The organism is Chryseobacterium sp. CBTAP 102 (assembly GCF_003201365.1).
GTDB classification, from domain to species: domain Bacteria; phylum Bacteroidota; class Bacteroidia; order Flavobacteriales; family Weeksellaceae; genus Chryseobacterium; species Chryseobacterium candidae.
This window is the reverse complement of the sequence record NZ_QICX01000005.1, coordinates 77131-98959: the sequence shown is the minus strand read 5'-3', so window position 1 is coordinate 98959 and position 21829 is coordinate 77131. Positions and strand designations below refer to the sequence as shown.

The following is a 21829-nucleotide window of genomic DNA, read 5'->3' as shown; positions in this document are numbered from 1 at the left end:
TTATCGCTGAAGTTTTTCTCCGTAGCTCAAATCTCCGGCATCTCCCAAACCAGGAGTGATATACCCTTTTGATGTTAAATGTTCATCAATGGCTCCTACCCAGATATGAGCTTCAGGATAAGCATTCTGAACTGTTTCAACTCCTTGCTTCGATGCAATAGCGGCAACAATATGAAGCTGGGTTGGATTTCCGTTGGTCAGCAAATCTTTGATAGCTTCAATAAGGGAAGCTCCTGTTGCCAACATGGGATCTGCCACGATCAAAGGTCTGCCTTCAATGCTTGGGCAGGTAAGATAATCCTGTTTGATGGAGAAATAATCGTTGGCATCATGTTTTCTGTAAGCTGCTACAAAACCACAGTCTGCTCTGTCCAGATAGTTCAGAATTCCTTCGAACAACGGAACTCCGGCTCTTAAAATAGTTGTAATAACCGGTTGTACAGCTATTTCCCGGCTTTTTATCGTATCTAAAGGAGTTTGAATTTCAACTTCTCTGTATTCCAGTCCTTTACTGATTTCAAAAGCGGCAATCTCCCCGATTCTTTCCATATTCCTTCTGAATCTCATTCGGTCGTGCTGGATAGTAACGTTTCTAAGTTCATTTATCCATTCGTTGACCAGAGAGAAGTGTTGCGATAAAATAGTAAGCATGAAAATTTTATTTTTAATTTCAATTGCTGCAAAATTACAACTAAAAAACGAATTGAAAGATCGGGCTGAAAGATAAAGTCTGATCTGATAATATAAAAACCTCCGGCAAGCGAAGCTTGCCGGAGGTTTTTGATGAACATCTGTTCTTGTTATTTTTGTCTGAAATAGACTTCGATCGGAACTCCGGTAAATCCGAATTCTTTTCTCAGCTGATTTTCAGTAAATCTTTTATAAGGTTCTTTCACATACTGTGGAAGGTTGCAGAAAAATACAAACTGTGGTGAAGGCGTAGGAAGCTGAACACAATATTTGATTTTGATATACTTTCCTTTCAATGCCGGTGGTGGTGTATTTTCGAAGATCGGAAGCATTACTTCATTCAGTTTTGAAGTTTTAATTTTCTTCTTACGGTCTTCATAAACTTCCATGGCAACTTCTACAGCTTTCAGGATTCTTTGTTTCGTTAAAGCTGAAACGAATAGGATTGGAATATCCTGGAACTGACCGATCTTATCTTTGATTGATTTTTCAAAATCACGCATCGTATTGGTCTGCTTGTCCTCGATCAAATCCCACTTATTCACAAGGATTACAATTCCTTTTCTGTTTTTCTGAGCCAGTCCGAAGATGTTCATATCCTGAGATTCCCATCCCTGTGTAGCATCTACCATGATGATCACAACGTCTGAATATTCAATAGAACGGATGGATCTCATTACAGAGTAGAATTCAAGATCTTCGCTTACCTTCGACTTTCTTCTCATCCCTGCGGTATCTACCAATACAAACTCGTGTCCGAATTTATTATATAAAGTCTGGATACTGTCTCTTGTGGTTCCTGCGATATCGGTTACGATATTTCTTTCAACATCCAATAAGGCATTGGTCATTGTAGACTTTCCTACATTTGGACGACCTGCAATCGTAATTTTAGGAAGTCCTTCAAATGGATCTTTATATTCTGTAGTCGGGAAATCTTTAACGATATCATCTAATAAATCTCCTGTTCCGGAACCTGTAGCAGAAGAAAGTGTGTAATATTTATCAATTCCTAACTGATAGAATTCTGTTGCAGGAAGCTCTTCTTTTGCAGAATCTACTTTATTGATAACGATGTAAATAGGTTTATTGGATCTTCTAAGAAGTCTGTAAATCTCGTGGTCTGTGTCAGTAAGCCCTTCTTCAACGTTCATCATAAAGATAATAGAAGTTGCTTCATCCACCGCTAATTGTACCTGCTTACGGATTTCTTCTTCGAAGATATCATCTGTACCTACATCATAACCTCCGGTATCAATTACCGTAAAATCTACTCCGTTCCAGTCTGATTTTCCGTAGTGACGGTCTCTGGTAACACCAGCTGTAGAATCTACAATAGCTTCTCTTCTTTCTAATAAACGGTTAAAAAGCGTGGATTTTCCTACGTTGGGACGTCCAACGATTGCGACAATATTTGACATAAAAAATGTTTAATAATCCTTTTGCTTTGCTCAGGATATGTTATTAATGGGTTACTCCAACTTTTGGAGCCCAATTTTTTTTGCAAAGATAAGGTTTTATTATTTAAATGAACCTTGAAGGAGAGAAGCTGGAAGAAGGAGGCTGGAAGTCACTATCTAATGGGAATTCATTACTGGCTTCCCCTTAAAGCTGAACAAACAATATCTGAAAATCTGTTACTATTCTTACAAAAATTGTTTTTTTAAAAAAATTAAAAAATAATTCTTTGGATATCAATACATAAAGCTGCAATCTCAATAATTATGTTAATTAATCTTTAATTTAGATTTTCATATTTAAAATAATTTCTATAATTTCGCGGCATAGAAACAGACCCATGGTGTAGCGGTAACACTACTGATTTTGGTTCAGTCATCTGGGGTTCGAATCCCTGTGGGTCTACAAACAATAAAATAACCATCTAATTCTTAGATGGTTATTTTATTTTCAGACAATGAATTTCTTTTTATATACACTGATAGAAATTTTCACCTTTCCTCTTCATATGATGCTCAGTCCAGACAATTCGATTTCGTTGTTTTGTTTCATTTTTTAAGATTAAACTAAGCCTTTTTAAATATTCATAATTTCCTGATTCATTCATTATAAGATAAGCAGGTCTGTTAGGATTAACTTCCATCATGGTAAATACCTGATTATCAATAAAATTTACTCCTTTACAAAAATGATTTCTTCCATCTGGTAATTGTATTACGACTTAATTTAAAATGCACTGCAGTCTGTATATTATTCAATTTATTTTCCTTCTGATAGTGAAGAATCTCCAAAACAGTTCTTTTATCATATGATCTCAATTTTTGATTAGCGATTTCATTATCTGTTTCAAATAAAAGTCTATTGAGCTTAATCACATCAAGAATACTCATATATTCTTTATTTAAAATATTACCGCATACCTCAATTTTACCCGGATATTTAGCAAGCACCATATCTGTATATATTTTTTTATAATTGGGTCCTTTTATCATAATTTCCTATTTAAATTTCCTAAAACTTAATTCGTCCAAATCGCTTTACCATTTTTACATTTTCTACAATCTCATTATTGAAACAGATGATGATATAGGTTTTCATACCTATCCAATTTGAATTCAAATAATAAGTCCATACATCAGCAGGATAATGATTAAATTCACTTCCAAATTCTGACAATACTTCTTTTTTACTCAGTCCTATTAACTTTTGCAACTCATTCAATTTCATATTATGATATTTTGAGACTATTAAGTTGATGAGACAAGGAATTCTCATTCGAAAATAAGCCCGGGTAATAGTTCCGGGCTTATGATCTTTGAATATATAATATATAGATTATAATATGAGATTATTTAACAAACCATTGCAAGTATCTACCTTCTCCACTATTAAAAGAATGTGGCCTTAGGCTTGTGTAAGAACACGTTTGCGTAGCAAAGCTGTTATCATCTGTAGTACATTTTCCAAATAGGTGATTCCCTTCAACTTCACCAAAGAATCCGAATAAATTATTAAATGATGATGCATTTATTGAAGTACCGTCAGGTGCAGTTATCGTACCCGCAATACGTCCTCCTGCATCCCAGTGAGAAGTATAACCAGAATTAATATACGGGCAAACTCTCCCTGCTGTCGCAACATTATTGTAAGTAGCATTATTGGTACGGGCATCATAAACATATCCGAAGATTTTACCTGTAGTTGGAACAATTGGATGCTCGCAAGTTGATGCAACATTCGCGATATAATCATACCCTGTTGTTGGTTTTGCATTGAAAAAATTACCATTTCCCCAGCTATCATTCATATTAGTTGGATTATTGGTGATTTGAACCCTATAGTCGCCCAGAGTTGCACTTTTAGAGTTTTGCATTGCTGTAAGAGGTATTCTGTAGTTAGTATAATTCATAACCCCTGCAGCAGTTGTAACAACATTCTGTGGTGAGTTCGCAGAAAGTGCTACAGCACCTGAATTCGCGCCAATATACATACTATTAGCCGTTCCGTAAAGACCACCACCTGTGTAAGCGGTTTTTTCAGAGTATGACCACAGCAAAGTATACCCTCCATGAGTCATATCACAATAGGTTTTAATAGGTGTAGCATCTGCAGAACCAGTCTTGATCCAGTATTCCCCATCCGTTCTTTTACCAAGATTGTAAATATCTAAACATCTGTCTGCCGGATCTACAAAAGTACCTTTGGTAGTATCAAATGTTACAGAAAATGTACAGGTTTGTGAATTGGCACCATTCGTTGTAAAAGTATAAGTAAATACACCTGCACTTGTTGGAGTTCCTGAACCGTGAAGCGTTATTGAAGTACTTCCTGTTGTGATTGTTTCTGTATCGGTAAAATTGACACCGTTATTAGATGAACTAATAATGGTTACCTGTCCTCCTGTATCTACGTTAGATAAAGGTATTGTCACCGTATTGGTATTATAATCCAAAACAGTTTGTGCATTATAGGTTCCGTTTACAACTGCGCTACCACATGTGATACCATAACTGATTTGTGAGCCGCTTACCGCTACAGTTACAGATGTACATGAAGTGTCAATAGTTCCATCATATTCAAAAGATATGGTATCCGTCTGAGGTCCTGCACTAGGAGCTCCTGAGCCAGACAAGGAAATAGTAAAAGTTCCGGCATTCGGAAATACACCTGTCTTTTCAAAATAATAGCCATTGGTTGTTTTTGCAATTATATGGTAGGTTCCGGCTGTTGCAACTGTAACCGGCATCGTGATGTAATTATTTACATTAAGGGAAGTCCCTTGAGTATAAGTTCCAAAAACCTTTATTTTGCTGCAGTCTACGGTATAAACAGCAGGTTTATATGTTCCGCAAAGACTTAACCAGGTGGCATTAGTGGCTTGATAGTAATTATAACACTTTTCATCAGTATTATAAATAGTTAACCCATCTTCAGTAGCTGCCAACCCGGTAATAGCATTTCTTTGAGCAGTTGTAAGACGGGTTAGCAAAGTTCCTGTATTTTTATCTTTAGAAACAATGTCAAGCGCAGATTTGCTATTGGGACTAGTTGTATTGATTCCAACTTGAGCATATGCTTGAAAAGGAACGATCATCATTATGAAAATGAGTAATATATATTTTTTCATTTTTTGTTTTTTTGTTTTATTTAAATTACTTCGTTACGGTCCGAAGACCAAATTCTTAAGATACTATTCCCAGTATAAGGAGGTGGCCTTGATAATGACATCTTTTCTTTGTCAAATGAATTTTGCATTTTAATTATAGTATATTGTATTATTAAGATTGGTTATAAAAAGACAAATTCAGAAATATAAAATAGTGGCATTTACATTTGTATGGATTTATACTTTCCATTACCTGTTTCCGGAATAATACAGCATCAGGACCCAGATAATAAATTAAATAAATCACACTGAAATAATTAAAATTATAATTATTTATTAATTATTTAAACTTAATTTTAAATTAACCTTAATAAAACAACAATAAACAAATAATTTAATTAAAATAATTTTCAAAATATTTTTTAATGTTTATATCTTTGCATTATAATTTTTCAAAACAAATATTTTCGAAAGACATATACAGGTGCAAATGTAGGATGAAAAACAAATCAAATAAAGGCAATACAAATCAAAAACCTTAAAATAACTTAAATTACACAAAACCCTATTATTCAACATACTACAAAAAGCATTTACTAGTAAATAACTTTCAAAATAACAAAATGACTGCAAAAAAAAATATAATTGATAGCATTGAGAGGTTGAAAAAAGAGTTATTAGATAAATATATATTGTTAATGATTACTCTATTTATTATCTATGTTTCCATTTTCTATTTTTATTTATACAATAAAATAGTTATCATATATTTATTAAGCGGAATATGCTTTCTATCCTATGGTTATATTATTGTAAGAAGAAGATATTCAATAAACTCAATTGTACATACTTATTTAATACTAGCTCCTTTATATAATATTTATATTATACTTTTTTTTTGGAAAAGTTCTGTTGCCAGCTTATGTTGGCTTATCCCCATCCCTTTAGGATCAAATATCTTCTTTCAGAAAAAACAAACAATAATTTATACCGGATATTTACTATTTTTAGTCATTATCATTTATATCATTGCTGAAAATTTTTCTTTTAATTTTCAGCAATATTCACAATCACAAATAATTGTTACCGATGTCTTACTTTTTATGTCCAATATTTTGATAGTATGCCTATTAGTATATTATAAGGATTTAATAAGAAAACAGGAAATAAAATTAGAACTGGAAGAAAGCAGACTGAATAGCTCATCTTACAAAGCAAAAGTTAGAGAGAGACAGGTGATCAATAATGATATAGATCTTGATGCTTTGGAAAATATTTTCAGCAGGATTGATGAGAGCATGGAAAAAAACTTATTCTTCAAGGACAGCAAATTTAATCTGTCCTCATTAAGCGCTGCTTTACATACTAACCATCACTATATTTCAAAAGCAATCCGAAATAAAGGATATTCTAATTTTAACAGTTATATCAATAATTACAGAGTAAATTATATTAAAAAGTTATTAGACGAAGTTGACTTACAAAAGACAACATTGATGTATATTTATACTGAATCAGGTTTTTCTAACCAATCCACATTTAATCGTGTCTTTAAACAAATTGAAGGCATTACTCCTTCCGATTATATTCAAAAGAAAATGAATGAAATCAAAAAATAATTACCATTAGATATAAACACACCATAAATCATTAATTTACAAACCAATAAAATTTAAATGATTTTACTGAAATTGATTTACGTGCATATTTTCTGATTGATCCGGGATCCTATCTTTGCAGGTAGAAATAATTTAACTTCTGGTGGTGAATCTGTAAGCTGCCTGCATTTTCAAATTTTATTATTATATGTTTCCGGAAAGAACTATATTAAAACATCAGTTCTCTCCGGTTTTCATGAAATAAAACTTAAGATATGGATTCAAGGGAAATAATTAATACATACGCAACTTCTATTTTGGAATATTTCTTTATAGCAAGCTTTTTTTATATCATTTGTTATAAAATATTCGGTCGTGTACTGAAAGAGTCCAAGATTCAAAAGAAAAATTTAAATAGCAGTGACATTCGAAGAGAAATCATAAATTCACTGCTGTCTACATTTGTTATGACTGTAACAATTGTTACAGTTATAAATACTGATTTGGTAAAATACACCCAATGGTATACAGATATCAATCAATATTCATGGTGGTGGATTCCGGGGGCTTTTATTATGGGCTTAATAATTCATGATACTTATTTTTATTGGCTGCACAGATTGCTTCATATAAAACGTATTTTTAAATACGCACATCTGACACACCATAAATCCACAAATCCAACCCCGTACGCATCCTATTCGTTCCATTTTTTAGAAGCAATTGGAGAAGCATTTATTGTACCCATCATCATAGTTCTGCTCCCATTTCATCCTATAAGTTTATTATTATTCCTTGTCTCTTCTTTATTTATCAACGCCTATGGACATTTAGGGTATGAAATTGCTCCAAAGTGGTTAAGAGGGTCTTTTTTATTTACTATAATAACTACCTCAACCTACCATAATCTGCATCATTCTAAATTTAAAGGAAATTATGGATTATATTTTAGGTTTTGGGATAAAATGTTAGGTACAGAATATCCAAACTATGAAAATGTGTACGATGAAATTCAAAATAGGAGATTTCCGGATTAACGCCGTTTCAGATCCTTCAAAAAAACTTAATTAATTCATTTTTTAGATTTTTTTTAAAATCTTTTTTTTCACCCTACTTTTCTCCGATGCTATCAGTTAAAAAACAGTAATAGTATCGGAGTTTTTTAACATTCCACAAGACTATTTAAAATACTGCTATACTAAGACTTCAATAATCTTTTATTAAAAAAAAATATTAAAAACAATAGATCCTTTAATCAAACGTATGAAAATAGATAATAAAAAAAATATAAATAGAATGAGTATTGTCTTACTTTTATTTTCAGTGATTTGCGTAGCCGGCAATATAGTATTCCTTTTTACTCCATTATATCATAAGGCTATCACTTTTGTCTCAATTAGCATACTTGTATTTATAAATTTCTTTATAATCAAAAAAGTGAAATATAGTGAATTAGAAAACTCAGGAGAAATAATTACTATAAAAACCAAACACTTCATTGGCTTCTATAAATTCTATCCACCCATTGAAATCCCGATAGTTTACATACAACAAATTGATATTTTAAGGTATAGCATAAAATCTACAATTTTTATTTGCTTTACTCCTTATCATGGCAACAAAACCAAGGTCTTAAAATATTCATTGATTGGGATAAATAAAAATGAACTGAGAAAATTCAGTTCATCACTCAAAGAATTAAATAAAATTTCCAATTTTAATATTTCTATTTAATCTTTGATAGTGTTATTTCGTAAAAGAGCCATCATCCGAAAATAAAAACTACAATCTGCCAATTCTATTTTTTGAATATTCATTTATTATAGTTGCAACAAAATTTATAATAAAAACATCTTGTAAAAAATACTTCTTCATTTTGTAATAGTTATTTTCAAGAATAAGTTACATCTATAAATACCAAACAATCAATTATATGAAATCAACTATCGTAACTTACTATAATACAATACATAAGTAATATTAAAGCATTTTACAGATTTTAGTTTAAAATATGTTTTATTGATTTATTCAGACTCATACTTTTGCATCATCCAATAACACCTGTTGAAATATATTTAAATACTTTATTTTACAATTCAGGGGCAGATACTAATAAATAATATTCAGTGTAAAAATGATGAAACTATTAAATATAACTTTTAGAGAATTATTAGATAAACGATTCTAAAAACACAATTCTATCCTGGTAAAGATTCTCATTTTATAAATGTTCAATTTTATCTTTACTGATTCTTCGATGCAGGATCCTTCCCTCAAAAATTAATCAATGCCTGCATCGGAGATGTAAAAAAGTACAATTCATTACATTTCACAACATCAATTAATCTTTAATTAATCATGAAATATAAAAATATTAATATCGGTGAATTAATAAAAAAAAGAGTTCAATATTTAGGTATACATTCAGACCGGATATGTTCTTTCATGAAAATAAGTGAAAAAGAAATTGAAAATATGTATCATGATAAAAATATAGATACTGATATACTTTTAAAATGGAGTAAGTTACTTGAATATGATTTTTTCAGAATATATAGCCAGCACTTAATTCTATATGCTCCTCAAACCTCTGTAAAAAAGCATTCCTTAAAAGAAGGACTTCCTAAATTCCGTAAAAACATATACACCAAAGAATTAATAGATTTCATTTTAGACCTAATAAAAAGTGGAAAAAAAACAAGAAGTGAAATTATAAATGAATATCAAATACCTAAAACAACTTTATATAAATGGATTACGAAAGACGTTACGTTTAACAATGATCAAAATTAATTAGTTCTCCTGAAATTAATGCAAATACATCCCTTATAATCAATAAGAAAGGCAGCCATAAAAGCTGCCTTTCTCTATTTTCATTTTTATTTATTAAACCAGATCAAACCTGTCCAGATTCATCACTTTCGTCCATGCTGCCACAAAGTCTTTTACAAACTTACCTTGTGCATCAGCACTTCCGTATACCTCAGCCACGGCTCTCAATTCAGAATTAGATCCGAAAACAAGGTCTGCACGGGTTGCTGTCCATTTTGGCTGACCAGTCTTCCGATCAGTTCCGATATAAAGCTCTCTATCATCTGACATTGCTTTCCATTGAGTTCCCATATCCAGAAGATTCACAAAGAAATCATTGGTAAGAACTCCCGGACGGCTGGTGAACACGCCATGTTTTGAACCGTCAAAGTTCGTATCTAAAGCACGCATTCCTCCTATCAATACGGTTAATTCCGGGGCAGTAAGTGTTAATAACTGAGCTTTGTCAATCAGTAAAGATTCTGTAGATACGGTGTATTTTCTCTTCAGATAATTACGGAATCCATCCGCTGCAGGCTCAAGATAACCCATAGATTCTACATCCGTCTGTTCCTGAGAAGCATCCATTCTTCCCGGAGCAAAAGGAACTTTTACGTCCTGACCTGCATTTTTGGCAGCCACTTCTACTGCAGCATTACCTGCTAAAACAATCAGATCGGCTAATGATATTTTTTTACCTCCGTTTTGAGAATCGTTAAATTCTTTTTGAATTCCTTCCAGTACTCCCAATACTTTATTCAGCTGTGAAGGATTGTTGACTTCCCAGTTTCTTTGAGGCTCCAGTCTGATCCTTGCTCCATTGGCACCCCCACGCTTATCACTTCCCCGGAAAGTAGAAGCAGAAGCCCAGGCTGTAGATATCAGTTCGGAATGGCTTAATCCTGAGTTTAAAACTTTTGATTTTAGCGCTTCCACATCTTTTTCATCAACCAGTTCGTGGTTTACTTCAGGAATAGGATCCTGCCAGATCAGTTCTTCCTGCGGCACATCCGGTCCCAGATAGCGGGCACGCGGTCCCATATCTCTGTGTGTCAGTTTAAACCATGCTCTTGAAAAAGCATCAGCAAAAGCATCAGGATTTTCATAAAAATGTCTTGAAATTTTCTCATAAACAGGATCAAACCTTAAGGAAAGATCTGTTGTAAGCATTGTTGGTTTATGCTTTTTAGAAGAATCAAACGCATCAGGAATAATATCTGCTCCATCTTTTGCTACCCACTGGTGAGCTCCGGCAGGGCTTTTTGTTAATTCCCATTCATTTTCAAAAAGGTTTTTAAAGAAATAATTACTCCATTGGGTAGGCGTTTCCGTCCAGGTTACTTCCAGACCGCTGGAAATAGCATCTCTTCCGCTACCAGACTTATAAGTACTTGCCCATCCAAGCCCTTGTTGTTCAATTCCGGCTGCTTCAGGCTCTTTTCCTACATGATCTGCCGGACCCGCTCCATGGGTTTTTCCGAAAGTATGTCCTCCGGCAATCAAAGCAACGGTTTCTTCATCATTCATCGCCATACGGCCGAAAGTATCACGGATATCTTTAGCAGCGGCAATAGGGTCAGGATTTCCGTCCGGACCTTCAGGGTTTACATAAATAAGTCCCATTTGTACGGCTGCCAATGGATTTTCAAGATTTCTTGAATGAGTATCTCCATCTGCATTATCATCAGCAGGAAGAACTGCCGAATGACCTTCTTCTACTCCTTCCGAACCGTGAGCATATCGTAAATCCCCTCCAAGCCATGTTTTCTCAGATCCCCAATATACGTCGGAATCCGGTTCCCATACATCTGCACGTCCTCCCGCAAATCCGAATGTTTTAAAGCCCATGGATTCAAGAGCGATATTCCCGGTAAGGATCAGAAGATCTGCCCATGATATGTTTCTTCCATATTTCTGTTTGATCGGCCACAGCAATCTTCTTGCTTTATCAAGACTTACGTTATCAGGCCAGCTGTTTAAAGGTGCAAAACGCTGTTGTCCTGCTCCTGCTCCACCTCTTCCGTCTCCCACACGATATGTTCCGGCGCTGTGCCATGCCATACGGATAAACAAAGGACCGTAATGACCAAAGTCTGCCGGCCACCAATCCTGAGAATCTGTCATCAATGCATGAAGATCTTTTTTTACTGCTTCCAGATCAAGGCTTTCAAATGCTTTGGCATAATCGAAATCCTTATCCATAGGATCTGAAAGGGAAGAATGCTGACGCAGAAGATCTACTCTAAGCTGATCCGGCCACCAATCAGAATTCTGGGTTCCTCCTCCGGCTACACTCTTCTTCATTGTTCCGTTGTGAAACGGGCATTTACTGATGTCATTCAAATCTTTTTCCATTGTCGTTTATTTTATTTTTTATGTTGATTATTACAGTTTCAATTTTCTGTTGTAAGAATATGACAAACCTACAACGTTTGATTGATAAATACAATCTATTAATTTTTATTTCAACGATAGTTAAAAACTATAAATTAATATTTTTAACGGCACAGTTTCTGGACGCAATTGTGGTATTAAGTTAGTCATTTTTCAGATTAACTTAAATAAAAACAGCAGTATAGAGTCCAATTTAGAATTACTCAAGGTAAGAATTTAAAGGGAAAAGGAAACTGGATGCTGGAAAGAGAAAGTTTAACAGCATCATGAAATATAAATTAAGAATTTCTAAAAAAAAGAAAAAACACCCTATTTAAAGACCCACTAAAAAGTACTTCCAGCTTCCATCACCCAACTTCAGGCTTTATCTCACTAAAAATAAATTATCTATCTTTATATTGACAAAATATGAACATCTGCTATGAAAAAAATAATTGTTGTAATTCTCGTTACGTTTATCATTATTCAGTTTTTCCCTATCGATAAAACAAATCCACCACTTACTCCGGGAATGGACTTTCTAAAAATTAAAAATACACCGGAGAAAATTGCCCATACCCTCAGAACGTCATGTTATGACTGTCATTCCAATGAAACAAAGTATCCATGGTACAGCAATATTTCACCAACTTCATGGTGGGTAAAAAACCATATTAATGAAGGCAGGAAACATCTTAATTTTTCTACCTTTGCAGTATATGAGCCTCAGAGACAGGTTCATAAACTGGAAGAATGTATAGAAATGATTGAGAAAAAAGAGATGCCTCTTGAATCTTATTATTTAGGTCATCAGAATGCTAAACTGTCTGATGAGCAGCGTGCAGATCTTATTCAATATTTTAAAAAAGTAAAAGAAGACACTGAAAGAGGAATCCTGTTTAATAAATAACATCATGGAAAATTGGAAAAATAAGCATATTGTATTTTTTGATGGAGATTGCGGTGTCTGTAATTTCTGGGTGCAGTGGATTTTGGAGCGGGATAAGAAAGACCAGTTCATGTTTGCTTCTCTTCAATCTGATTTCGGACAGCAGTTCTTATCAGAAAGAGGGCTGGAAACCAATGTATTCAACACCATGTATTTATGGAAACCCGGACGGTATTATCATATCAAATCAAGAGCTGTACTGGAAATCGCTAATTTACTGGGAGGAGTTTATAAACTTTCCGTTGTTGGGAAAATTCTGCCTGTATCTTTAAGTGACAAAGTGTATGATCTCATTTCCAAAAACAGAATGAAACTGGCCAATCAGAAATGTTATTTACCGGATCAGCAGCAGAAGAAAAAGTTTATCCAGGTTTAATTAATTGTTCTTACACCGTTTCATTTAACTTATAAAAAGATCATTCCGTAAGAGTTACCTGCAATATTAATGTATTGTATAGATTCCTACGGAATGACAAATAAGACGTTTAGTTGTTTTAGTTTAATGTTTAATAAAAATTAAGCTGAAGAACAGTCTCTTACCAGCTTTATCAATTATCAATTATCAATTATCAATTATCAATTATCAATTATCAATTATCAATTATCAATTATCAATTATTACCCATTGCTCATTACTTATAAATTAAGCGACCATACAGAATAAGAATTCGGCGGGCACTGGATTTTCACCCATTTATCTCCCTGGGTTGTTGGGTACCAGTTTGAGTTCCCTGTAAAGTCTTTGATCTGCTGGCTGCTCCAGTTGGTTTCTATCCATCTTTCCTGCCAGTTTGAAGACGTATTGATGTAAACAACAAGTCCCGGATTACCATTATAACCGTTACGTCTTGCAATATATTCGTCATTATCGGTGTAGAGAATAGAAGTTGTTCCGGTAGCTTTATTATTATGAATCCAGATCAGATTGTTCAGTCTTTCTTTATTTAACCATTCTTCATAATCTCTGTAAAAAATAGTGGGATACCCTTCATGGGTTAATATATAGGCGTATGCAGGCATTTTATTGTAAATGATGTCTGTATCATGATTAGCAACAAATGTGACTGCTTTGTATGGATTTCTTTTCCACATCATATCGTCATTCAAAGCATTTAAATTACCATTATCAAAGGCTTCATCCATTTTGTAATAAGCCGCAAAATCAAATACGGAACTGTTGGCATTATTTGCCCACCACTCGAGTGTATTTACATTTGAATCCCATAATTCTCCGACAGAAAATCCTCCTACTTTAGAATTCCATGCATTAACGACCCACGGACCGAACCCTTTAACGTAATCAAACCTCCAGCCATCAAATTTCATTACGTTTTTGTAATATTTGGCAACAGAATCATCTCTTCCCCAAAGCCAGTCCTGCACATGAGGATTCGCATGGCATAAATCCGGAAAACCGCCAAAAGCTCCTTCATCATTATTTCCATAGGAATTTTTGTAAAAGTCATTATAATTTCTCTGGAATTTTCCTGAAGCAACCCCTGAAAAATTGGTCCAGGTATTGTTTCCTGTAAAAGGATTGGCTTCGGATTGCCCTCCACTGTTGTGATTGATTACAATATCTGCATATACCTGCATATTTTCAGTATGAGCCTTTGTAATCAAAGCTTCCAGTTCGGCTCTGGATCCGAAACGGGTTTCCATGCTTCCATTTTGATTAAAATCTCCAAAATCATAATAATCTGTAGGATCATATCCCATAGAATAGGCTCCGTTCTGTGCTTTTGAGGCCGGCGGTAACCATACAGCGCCAATTCCTGCATTGGACCACGCTGTCAGTTTATCTTTAACAGTATTCCACCAGTTGCCACCTTGCGGAACGTCCCAGTAAAAGCCCTGCATCAGAACTCCTCCACCGGGTCCGGCTGTGAATTTACCTTGCGCAGAACCTGAACTACTTCCTGTACTGAATGGCCGGCCATCATGATGGGTCACATTCACTGTTTTGTTATGAACTTCTTCTTGCCTGGAAGTCTCAGTTGTTAATTCATCAGTGGTTCTGCATGAGCTTACCAATGCCAAAGCCAGCATTGAAAGGAAAAAGTTTGTTTTTTTCATCGCTTTAATAAATTATCAATGTATTAAACAAGATACGATTTTATTAGATATAAACTCAAACCAATGGGAAATATTTTCATTTTCAGCAATAAATAAAGAAGAAAGACATTCAAGTTTTTCATTAAAAAATCATAAATTTTTCAGATTCCCGAGACAATTTTTCTTTTAATGCATATATTTGCATACTATGGAATACAATACCCAAAAAACTCAGCTTCATATGCCGGAATATGGCAGAATTATACAACAGTTGGTTGAGCGCTGCAAAGAACTTCCTTCCAAAGACGAAAGGAATGAAATGGCTATGGCAATCATCGATTTTATGGGTCAGAGAAACCCACAACTTCGCGACGAGGAAAATTATAAACATAAACTTTGGGATCATCTTTTTATTCTTGCCAATTATGATCTGGATGTAGAGTCCCCATATCCGTTCCCTACTCCTGAACAATTGGCAGAAAAACCTAAAAGAATGGAATATCCAAAACTTCAAGGTGACTTTAAGTTCTACGGAAAAAGTATTCTTCAATTGATCGAAAAAGCAATCGAACTGGAAACGGGTGATGAAAAAGAAGCCCTTATCGAAGTGATCGCCAACAATATGAAGAAGTCTTATAATGTCTATAATAAAGAACATGTGACGGATGATGTTATTTTCCGCCACCTGAAAGAGCTGTCTGAAAACAGGTTGGATCTTACCGGAATTGATTCTCTTGAGAAGAGTAAAATCTATTACACGAGCAATAACAACAACCGAAATAATAACAATAGTAACAACAGGAATAATAACAATAATAAAAACAATAACCAGCCCAACAAAAGAAGGCATAATAACAATCATAAAAACAGAAAATAATGAGTGGAACATTTCAAATAAGAGGAGGAAAAAGACTGCAGGGTGAAATAACTCCACAAGGAGCCAAAAATGAGGCTCTGCAAATTTTATGTGCTGTTCTTCTGACGGACGAAGAAGTAAGAATCAAAAATATTCCGGATATCCATGATGTGAACAGACTGATTGAAATTCTTGGAGATTTTGGTGTAAAAATTACTAAAAACGGACAGGGAGATTATACTTTCAAGGCTGATCAGGTTAATTTTGATTATATTAAATCTAACGAGTTCAAAAAGGACGGAGCAAAACTCCGTGGATCCATTATGCTGATGGGACCCATGCTTGCCCGCTACGGTGAGGCTTATATGCCGACTCCGGGAGGTGACAAAATCGGGAGAAGAAGACTGGATACTCACTTTCAGGGACTTGTAGAATTAGGCGCTGAATTCAATTATGATGAGGAGCAATATTTCTATTCTTTAAAAGCTAAGGAACTGAGAGGAAAATTCATCTTATTGGAAGAAGCTTCTGTAACCGGAACTGCCAATATTGTAATGGCAGCCGCTTTAGCAAAGGGAAAGACCAGAATCTACAATGCTGCCTGTGAACCTTATCTTCAGCAATTATGTAAAATGCTGAACAGAATGGGAGCGAATATCTCAGGAATCGGATCCAACCTTCTTACTATTGAAGGTGTTGAATATCTGAGAGGAACTGAACACACGATGCTTCCGGATATGGTAGAAATCGGTTCATGGATTGGTCTTGCAGCGATGACAAAATCTGAGATCACCATCAAAAATGTAAACTGGAACCAGCTTGGTGTTATCCCGAATACCTTCAGAAAATTAGGAATCCAGCTTGAGCAAAGCGGTGACGATATCTACATTCCAGCTCAGGAACATTATAAAATCCAGAAATTTATTGACGGTTCTATCCTTACCATTTCGGATGCGCCATGGCCTGGATTTACACCGGATTTATTGTCTATTATTTTAGTAGTAGCCACCCAGGCAAAAGGAAGTATTCTGGTTCATCAGAAAATGTTTGAATCCAGATTATTCTTTGTAGATAAATTAATTGATATGGGCGCGCAGATCATTTTATGTGATCCGCACAGAGCCACGGTAATCGGATTGAACCAGGAAGCTCCGTTAAGAGGAACAACCATGGTTTCCCCGGATATCAGAGCCGGAAATGCACTTCTTATTGCAGCACTTTCTGCAGAAGGAAAATCTATTATCCATAATATCGAGCAGATCGACAGAGGATATGAGAATATTGATGGAAGACTAAGAGCTATTGGTGCTGACATCGAAAGAATCTAAAATTATTTTATTTAATGATAGAAAAGCGTTCAGAAGGTTCTGAACGCTTTTTTTTTAACCACCCCGTCAAAAATTCTTTGAATTTTCGCCATCCCTCCAGAGGAGGGGAATTTTGTACCAATCGATTATTTGCTTTTAGTATAAAATAAAAAGTGCCCGGTAAAAACCAGACACTTTGAGTAATTAAAACTATATGAATCTCACTTAAAAATAGGTTCTGCAGGTATATTCTACCGCTGTATTGATAAGTTTATTTTTATTCAGATACACTTCAAGCTGCTGAAAATCATCTGAATTCACATTTATATATAACTGTACTGAGCCGAAACTGTATCCGTTCACATACTCTACATTAGCAGATAACACTTTATGACAAATGCCGAATTGATTATAGATCGTATTCATCAAATGTTCAAATTTCATTTTGCCATTCAACTCTATTTCCAGTAATAATTCTTTTTTAGGCAGGTTTATTTTATTTTGTAAAACCTGCAGGCCGGGATTCAGTGTAATCATTGCTAAACATTTTGGGGTTAAAATCTGTCAGATCATAGGGCACTCTGCTTTTAAATCTGTGACAAAAATATAAAAAAATATTAGTCCACCAAATTAGTAGACTAATATTTTTAAAAATTTAACATAAAAAAAGAAGCTCTGTTCAGCTTCTCACTATATTTTAAAAATTTCCTATTCTTTCCAATTTGTCAGAACCGGCAAGTCCGTTTGGATTGCAGCCAGGTTCACCTTCAGGGACTTTCAGATTTTTTTTAGCGTAAAATTCTTCCCAGAATGTGTTTGTTTTTCCTGTTTTCGGATCAGTAAATGTCATGGGTTCCAGTTTGAAAATATGTTCTTCCCGAAAAGCTCTTTCCACAAAATCTGAACAGTAATAAGAATTTTCATCCAGAATATAATTGAAATTGTAAGGTTTACCCAACATGGTATTCGCCTTTTTAACCGCTTCAGGAATAGCTTTCTGATATTCCGGTTTTAACCGGTAAACAATCACTTCCTGCCCTTCTTTTTTCTGATCTTTAATAAAATCTTTTACATCCTGCCTCTGAGAACCGCCTTTAGGTGCAGCGTGCAGAACAAAGATCCGGTTACCTTCTTTTTCAAGAATTCCTATATGATCAAATGAGGCTGTTTTTTGTTTTTGAGTGACATTATTAATCGCTCCCGAAAGCCCGGATTCTTTGGCTGTCACAAAAAGCAGATCACCATTTTTGAGCTGTATATTACTTATAGGAACAGTATTATTGCATTGTACCAATAATAAAATCAGACAGTATAAAAGCCCTGCAGCAGTTATTTTTTTTAATCTAAATTCACACATTCGATTCTATTTTCAGGACCAAAATTACAAAATAGAATTCATTACATTTGTGGTAATATTGATCTATTCTTCACGCCAACCCAAACATTCCAGGAATCTTATGCCGCATATTTTATTAATTGAAGACGACGACAGACTATCAAAATTGATTGCAAAGGGATTTCAGGAAGCAGAATTTGAGGTCACTGCAGCTTACGATGGAAATACGGGTCTGAAGCTGGCTTTACAGACCCATTTTGATCTGGTAGTGACAGACATTGTATTGCCCAGAAAAGATGGTCTTGAACTCTGTAACGAAATCAAAGCTTTAAAACCCAATCTTCCGGTCATAATGCTTACTGCATTGGGAACTACGGATGACAAACTGGAAGGATTTGATGCAGGAGCTGATGATTATCTTACCAAGCCTTTTGAAATGCGTGAACTGATAGCAAGAATTAAAGTACTCCTGAAAAGATTTTCACAACAGCCGCATCAAAAGGTTTCTGTTCTTAAATACGAAGGTATTGAAATGAATCTGGAACAAAAAACTGTGTACCGCGATCAAATGCCCATAAAGCTGACTCCTAAAGAGTTTAATCTTTTAAAATTCATGCTGGAGAATTCCGAAAGGGTTCTTTCCAGAAGTGAAATTGCGGAAAAAGTATGGGAAACTCATTTTGACACAGGCACTAACTTTATTGATGTCTATATCAATTATCTCAGAAAGAAAATAGATAAAGATTTTGAAACCAAACTGATCCATACCAAAGCCGGCATGGGATTTATAATGAAAAAAGACTACGAAACAGGCACTGTACAGTAAATCAGTAAGATGAACTAAAAATATCAGGATGAAAATAAGAACCAGACTTACCCTGCTTTTTACCTTAATCACGGCAATGCTTTTGGGTGTTTACAGTATTTCAATCTATTATTCATCCAAAGAAGCCAGAGAAAAATCTTTTTACAGCGAACTTCAGAACGAAGCCATTGCCAAGGCTGATTTATTTTTCCGAAGCTCACTTCCCGAACAGGAAATGCACAAGCTTTATAAAAACAATACAAGAACGCTCAATGAAGTTCAGGTAGCAATTTATGATGTTCATAAGCAGCTGGTTTATCATGATGACGCCAAAGTAGATTATGTAAAAGAAACTTCGGAAATGCTTTCTCAGATCTTTCAAAAGAAGAAAATTAATTTCTTTTTAAATGATTTGCAGGTGATCGGGATGGTGTATCAATATGAGGGACAAACGTATGCAGTAACTGCCGCAGCTTATGATCAGTACGGATATGAATATCTTACTCATCTCCTTACCATCAGCATTATCTCATTCTTCATCATTCTGGTTTTGATTTATCTGGCTGGAATATTTCTCTCCAAAAAAGCATTAAGTCCGCTGACTGAAATGGTTATTCAGATAAAAAAAATCACAGCCGGAAAACTACAGCTGCGTCTGAAAACTACAAAAGCAAAAGACGAGCTGAATGAACTAGCCCAGAACTTCAATGGAATGCTGGAACGGCTTGAAAATTCTTTTGATTCGCAAAAACATTTTGTATCCAATATTTCACACGAACTGAGAACGCCTTTATCAGCCATCATCACCGAGCTGGAACTCGCTTCTGAAAAAGATAAAACCAAAGAAGAATATCAGGAAACCATCCGAAATACATTGGATGATGCCCGAAATATGGTAAAGCTTTCCAATAGTTTAATGGATCTGGCCAAAGCAAGCTATGATCCCAATGAGATCAGCTTTTCGGAAGTTCGTCTTGATGAAGTTCTTCTGGAATCTTATACTAAAATCACAAAAGAAAATTCGGGATATAAAGTTTCGCTGAACATTGAAGATTCGGTAGAAGAAGACCAGCTTATCATTCAGGGAAATGAATATCTTCTGCAGGTTGCCTTCAATAATCTTATTGACAATGCCTGTAAATATTCTCAGGAACATACTTGCCTGATTGACGTAAGTACAGATTCAAAAATTCTCACCATCCATTTTACCAATACAGGAAATGCTATAAATGAAGACGATTTAAAGCATATCTTCAAGCCTTTCTACAGAAGTGAGAATTCCAAAAGTGAAAAAGGTCATGGAATAGGACTGTTTCTCACCGAGAAAATCATTCACCTTCATCATGCAAAAATTACTGTAGTATCAGAGTATAATGAAACTACTTTTAAAGTTAATTTTATGATCAGTTAACGTATAAAAAGACTTCATTTAAATTTATTTGAATATTAATTCCCCTTAAACCTTAATTAGATTAATGTTTTAAAAATATTCTTTCTTACTCATGAGAAAGAGATTTTTTACTGAAAATGGTAGTTCCTATACTTGCTGTAACCACACATGCAATGGAAATCCACTGTAAAAAAGATAATTCTTCAGCAAGAAAAACCAATCCTGAAAGTGCAGCAAATGCAGGTTCCAGACTCATCAGAATACTGAAAGTCTTTGCCGGAAGTTTTTTCAGCGCCATCATCTCCAGTGAAAAAGGCAAAGCACTGGAAAGAACAGCCACACCAAGACCTTTTATAAAAATAGTGGGGGTAAGATTGAAAACGGCTCCATCCCATATTGTAAAAGGAATAATTACAAGACTGGCAAATATCATCCCGGTGGTTACCGCATCTTTTCCATCCATTATTTTGGAAACCATTCCACCCATTACAATATACAGAGCCCAGAATATTCCTGCCAGAAAGGCAAGCCCAAGTCCAACCAAATCTACATGATCATTCTGCCATGGGACAATAAGCAGGATTCCCACACAGGCCAGTAAAGCCCATATCACATCCAGCAGTTTACGGGACAAAGCTAAAGCAAGAAATAACGGACCTGCAAATTCCACAGTAACCGCCAGTCCCAAAGGAATTCTTTGAATGGCCATATAAAAAATAAGATTCATTGCGGCCAGCCCTATTCCGTAGATTGCACAATATTTCCATTTCTGGCTGTTAAACTGTAAAAACTTCGGACGGTTGATCAAAGTTAACAATACAGCTGAAAGTACAATTCTTAAAGTAACCGTACCAATAGCTCCAATGGCAGGAAAAAGCTGCTTTGCAATAGAAGCACCTCCCTGCACACATATAATGGCTAAAAGCGTGGCAGGTATTGCTATGTTTGATTTTTTCATTTCCAAACTATAATGTTCAAAAGATGTTGGAAGGAAGTTTCCGGGATTAAACAAGTTCTTATTTCATATAAAAATCATGAAATTCAGCATATAAATAGCCTGCACCAAATGTATTGAAATTTTATCTCTTACAATGG

The 21829-nt window shown here is 34.8% G+C and carries 20 protein-coding genes and 1 tRNA gene; 11 read left to right on the top strand and 10 right to left on the bottom strand.

The genetic code is table 11. The features are described 5' to 3' along the window. Entirely contained in the window at positions 1 to 651 is a 651-nt protein-coding gene (upp, locus tag C8D70_RS08750) for a uracil phosphoribosyltransferase (RefSeq protein ID WP_062676151.1), read from the bottom strand. Between the two features lie 149 nt (positions 652 to 800). Beyond that, a complete protein-coding gene (gene der, locus C8D70_RS08745; RefSeq protein WP_076596391.1) occupies positions 801 to 2111 on the bottom strand; it encodes a ribosome biogenesis GTPase Der in 1311 nt (436 codons plus the stop codon). A gap of 371 nt (positions 2112 to 2482) precedes the next feature. On the opposite strand from der, the gene C8D70_RS08740 reads away from it, so the two are divergent. Further along, positions 2483 to 2553, top strand: a tRNA-Gln gene (locus C8D70_RS08740). Positions 2554 to 2828: 275 nt separating this feature from the next. Here C8D70_RS08740 and C8D70_RS08735 read toward each other — a convergent pair. From C8D70_RS08735 to C8D70_RS08725, 3 genes are all read right to left on the bottom strand, one after another. Beyond that, positions 2829 to 3140 carry a helix-turn-helix domain-containing protein gene (locus C8D70_RS08735; RefSeq protein ID WP_110367062.1) on the bottom strand — a complete coding sequence of 104 codons (312 nt, stop codon included), beginning with the start codon at positions 3138 to 3140 and terminating at the stop codon, positions 2829 to 2831. A 19-nt stretch (positions 3141 to 3159) separates the two neighbouring features. Then, positions 3160 to 3360: a hypothetical protein gene (locus tag C8D70_RS08730; protein ID WP_139325989.1), complete on the bottom strand. Its 201-nt coding sequence runs from the start codon at positions 3358 to 3360 to the stop codon at positions 3160 to 3162. A 136-nt stretch (positions 3361 to 3496) separates the two neighbouring features. Next, entirely contained in the window at positions 3497 to 5275 is a 1779-nt protein-coding gene (locus C8D70_RS08725; RefSeq protein ID WP_146212868.1) for a fibrinogen-like YCDxxxxGGGW domain-containing protein, read from the bottom strand. Between the two features lie 602 nt (positions 5276 to 5877). Here C8D70_RS08725 and C8D70_RS08720 point away from each other — a divergent pair. From C8D70_RS08720 to C8D70_RS08705, 4 genes are all read left to right on the top strand, one after another. Further along, positions 5878 to 6873: a helix-turn-helix domain-containing protein gene (locus C8D70_RS08720; protein ID WP_076595901.1), complete on the top strand. Its 996-nt coding sequence runs from the start codon at positions 5878 to 5880 to the stop codon at positions 6871 to 6873. 254 nt (positions 6874 to 7127) lie between these two features. Further along, positions 7128 to 7889, top strand: coding sequence for a sterol desaturase family protein (locus tag C8D70_RS08715; protein WP_110367059.1), 762 nt, complete (start codon positions 7128 to 7130; stop codon positions 7887 to 7889). A 226-nt stretch (positions 7890 to 8115) separates the two neighbouring features. Beyond that, entirely contained in the window at positions 8116 to 8586 is a 471-nt protein-coding gene (locus tag C8D70_RS08710; RefSeq protein WP_110367058.1) for a hypothetical protein, read from the top strand. 624 nt (positions 8587 to 9210) lie between these two features. After that, entirely contained in the window at positions 9211 to 9645 is a 435-nt protein-coding gene (locus C8D70_RS08705) for a transposase (RefSeq protein ID WP_076595898.1), read from the top strand. Positions 9646 to 9738: 93 nt separating this feature from the next. Here the strand turns inward: C8D70_RS08705 and katG are convergent, their stop codons facing one another. Beyond that, positions 9739 to 12018, bottom strand: coding sequence for a catalase/peroxidase HPI (gene katG / locus C8D70_RS08700; RefSeq protein ID WP_110367057.1), 2280 nt, complete (start codon positions 12016 to 12018; stop codon positions 9739 to 9741). A gap of 460 nt (positions 12019 to 12478) precedes the next feature. On the opposite strand from katG, the gene C8D70_RS08695 reads away from it, so the two are divergent. Both C8D70_RS08695 and C8D70_RS08690 read left to right on the top strand, forming a co-directional pair. Next, positions 12479 to 12946: a heme-binding domain-containing protein gene (locus C8D70_RS08695; RefSeq protein WP_110367056.1), complete on the top strand. Its 468-nt coding sequence runs from the start codon at positions 12479 to 12481 to the stop codon at positions 12944 to 12946. Between the two features lie 4 nt (positions 12947 to 12950). Next, positions 12951 to 13361 carry a thiol-disulfide oxidoreductase DCC family protein gene (locus C8D70_RS08690; protein WP_110367055.1) on the top strand — a complete coding sequence of 137 codons (411 nt, stop codon included), beginning with the start codon at positions 12951 to 12953 and terminating at the stop codon, positions 13359 to 13361. A gap of 260 nt (positions 13362 to 13621) precedes the next feature. Here the strand turns inward: C8D70_RS08690 and C8D70_RS08685 are convergent, their stop codons facing one another. Then, on the bottom strand, positions 13622 to 15061 hold the full coding sequence (locus C8D70_RS08685) for an alpha-amylase (protein ID WP_110367054.1): 1440 nt from the start codon (positions 15059 to 15061) through the stop codon (positions 13622 to 13624). Between the two features lie 187 nt (positions 15062 to 15248). Between C8D70_RS08685 and C8D70_RS08680 the strand changes: the two genes are divergently transcribed. After that, positions 15249 to 15917, top strand: coding sequence for a DUF4290 domain-containing protein (locus C8D70_RS08680; protein WP_076595893.1), 669 nt, complete (start codon positions 15249 to 15251; stop codon positions 15915 to 15917). Then, positions 15917 to 17224, top strand: coding sequence for a UDP-N-acetylglucosamine 1-carboxyvinyltransferase (gene murA, locus C8D70_RS08675; RefSeq protein ID WP_076595892.1), 1308 nt, complete (start codon positions 15917 to 15919; stop codon positions 17222 to 17224). The genes C8D70_RS08680 and murA overlap by 1 nt, the downstream gene beginning before the upstream one ends. Before the next feature lie 204 nt (positions 17225 to 17428). Here murA and C8D70_RS08670 read toward each other — a convergent pair whose 3' ends face one another. Together C8D70_RS08670 and C8D70_RS08665 are read right to left on the bottom strand one after the other, a co-directional pair. Further along, on the bottom strand, positions 17429 to 17740 hold the full coding sequence (locus C8D70_RS08670; RefSeq protein WP_076595913.1) for an NIL domain-containing protein: 312 nt from the start codon (positions 17738 to 17740) through the stop codon (positions 17429 to 17431). Between the two features lie 160 nt (positions 17741 to 17900). Next, on the bottom strand, positions 17901 to 18560 hold the full coding sequence (locus C8D70_RS08665) for a YiiX/YebB-like N1pC/P60 family cysteine hydrolase (protein ID WP_076595891.1): 660 nt from the start codon (positions 18558 to 18560) through the stop codon (positions 17901 to 17903). A 100-nt stretch (positions 18561 to 18660) separates the two neighbouring features. Here C8D70_RS08665 and C8D70_RS08660 point away from each other — a divergent pair, with 100 nt between their 5' ends. Continuing rightward, positions 18661 to 19365: a response regulator transcription factor gene (locus C8D70_RS08660; RefSeq protein ID WP_110367053.1), complete on the top strand. Its 705-nt coding sequence runs from the start codon at positions 18661 to 18663 to the stop codon at positions 19363 to 19365. Positions 19366 to 19393: 28 nt separating this feature from the next. Then, the gene (locus tag C8D70_RS08655) at positions 19394 to 20755 is read left to right on the top strand and encodes an ATP-binding protein (RefSeq protein ID WP_110367052.1); all 1362 of its coding nucleotides are present in this window, start codon (positions 19394 to 19396) and stop codon (positions 20753 to 20755) included. A gap of 85 nt (positions 20756 to 20840) precedes the next feature. On the opposite strand, the gene C8D70_RS08650 is transcribed toward C8D70_RS08655, so the two are convergent. Next, entirely contained in the window at positions 20841 to 21692 is an 852-nt protein-coding gene (locus tag C8D70_RS08650; protein WP_110367051.1) for an EamA family transporter, read from the bottom strand. Positions 21693 to 21829 lie beyond the last annotated feature (137 nt).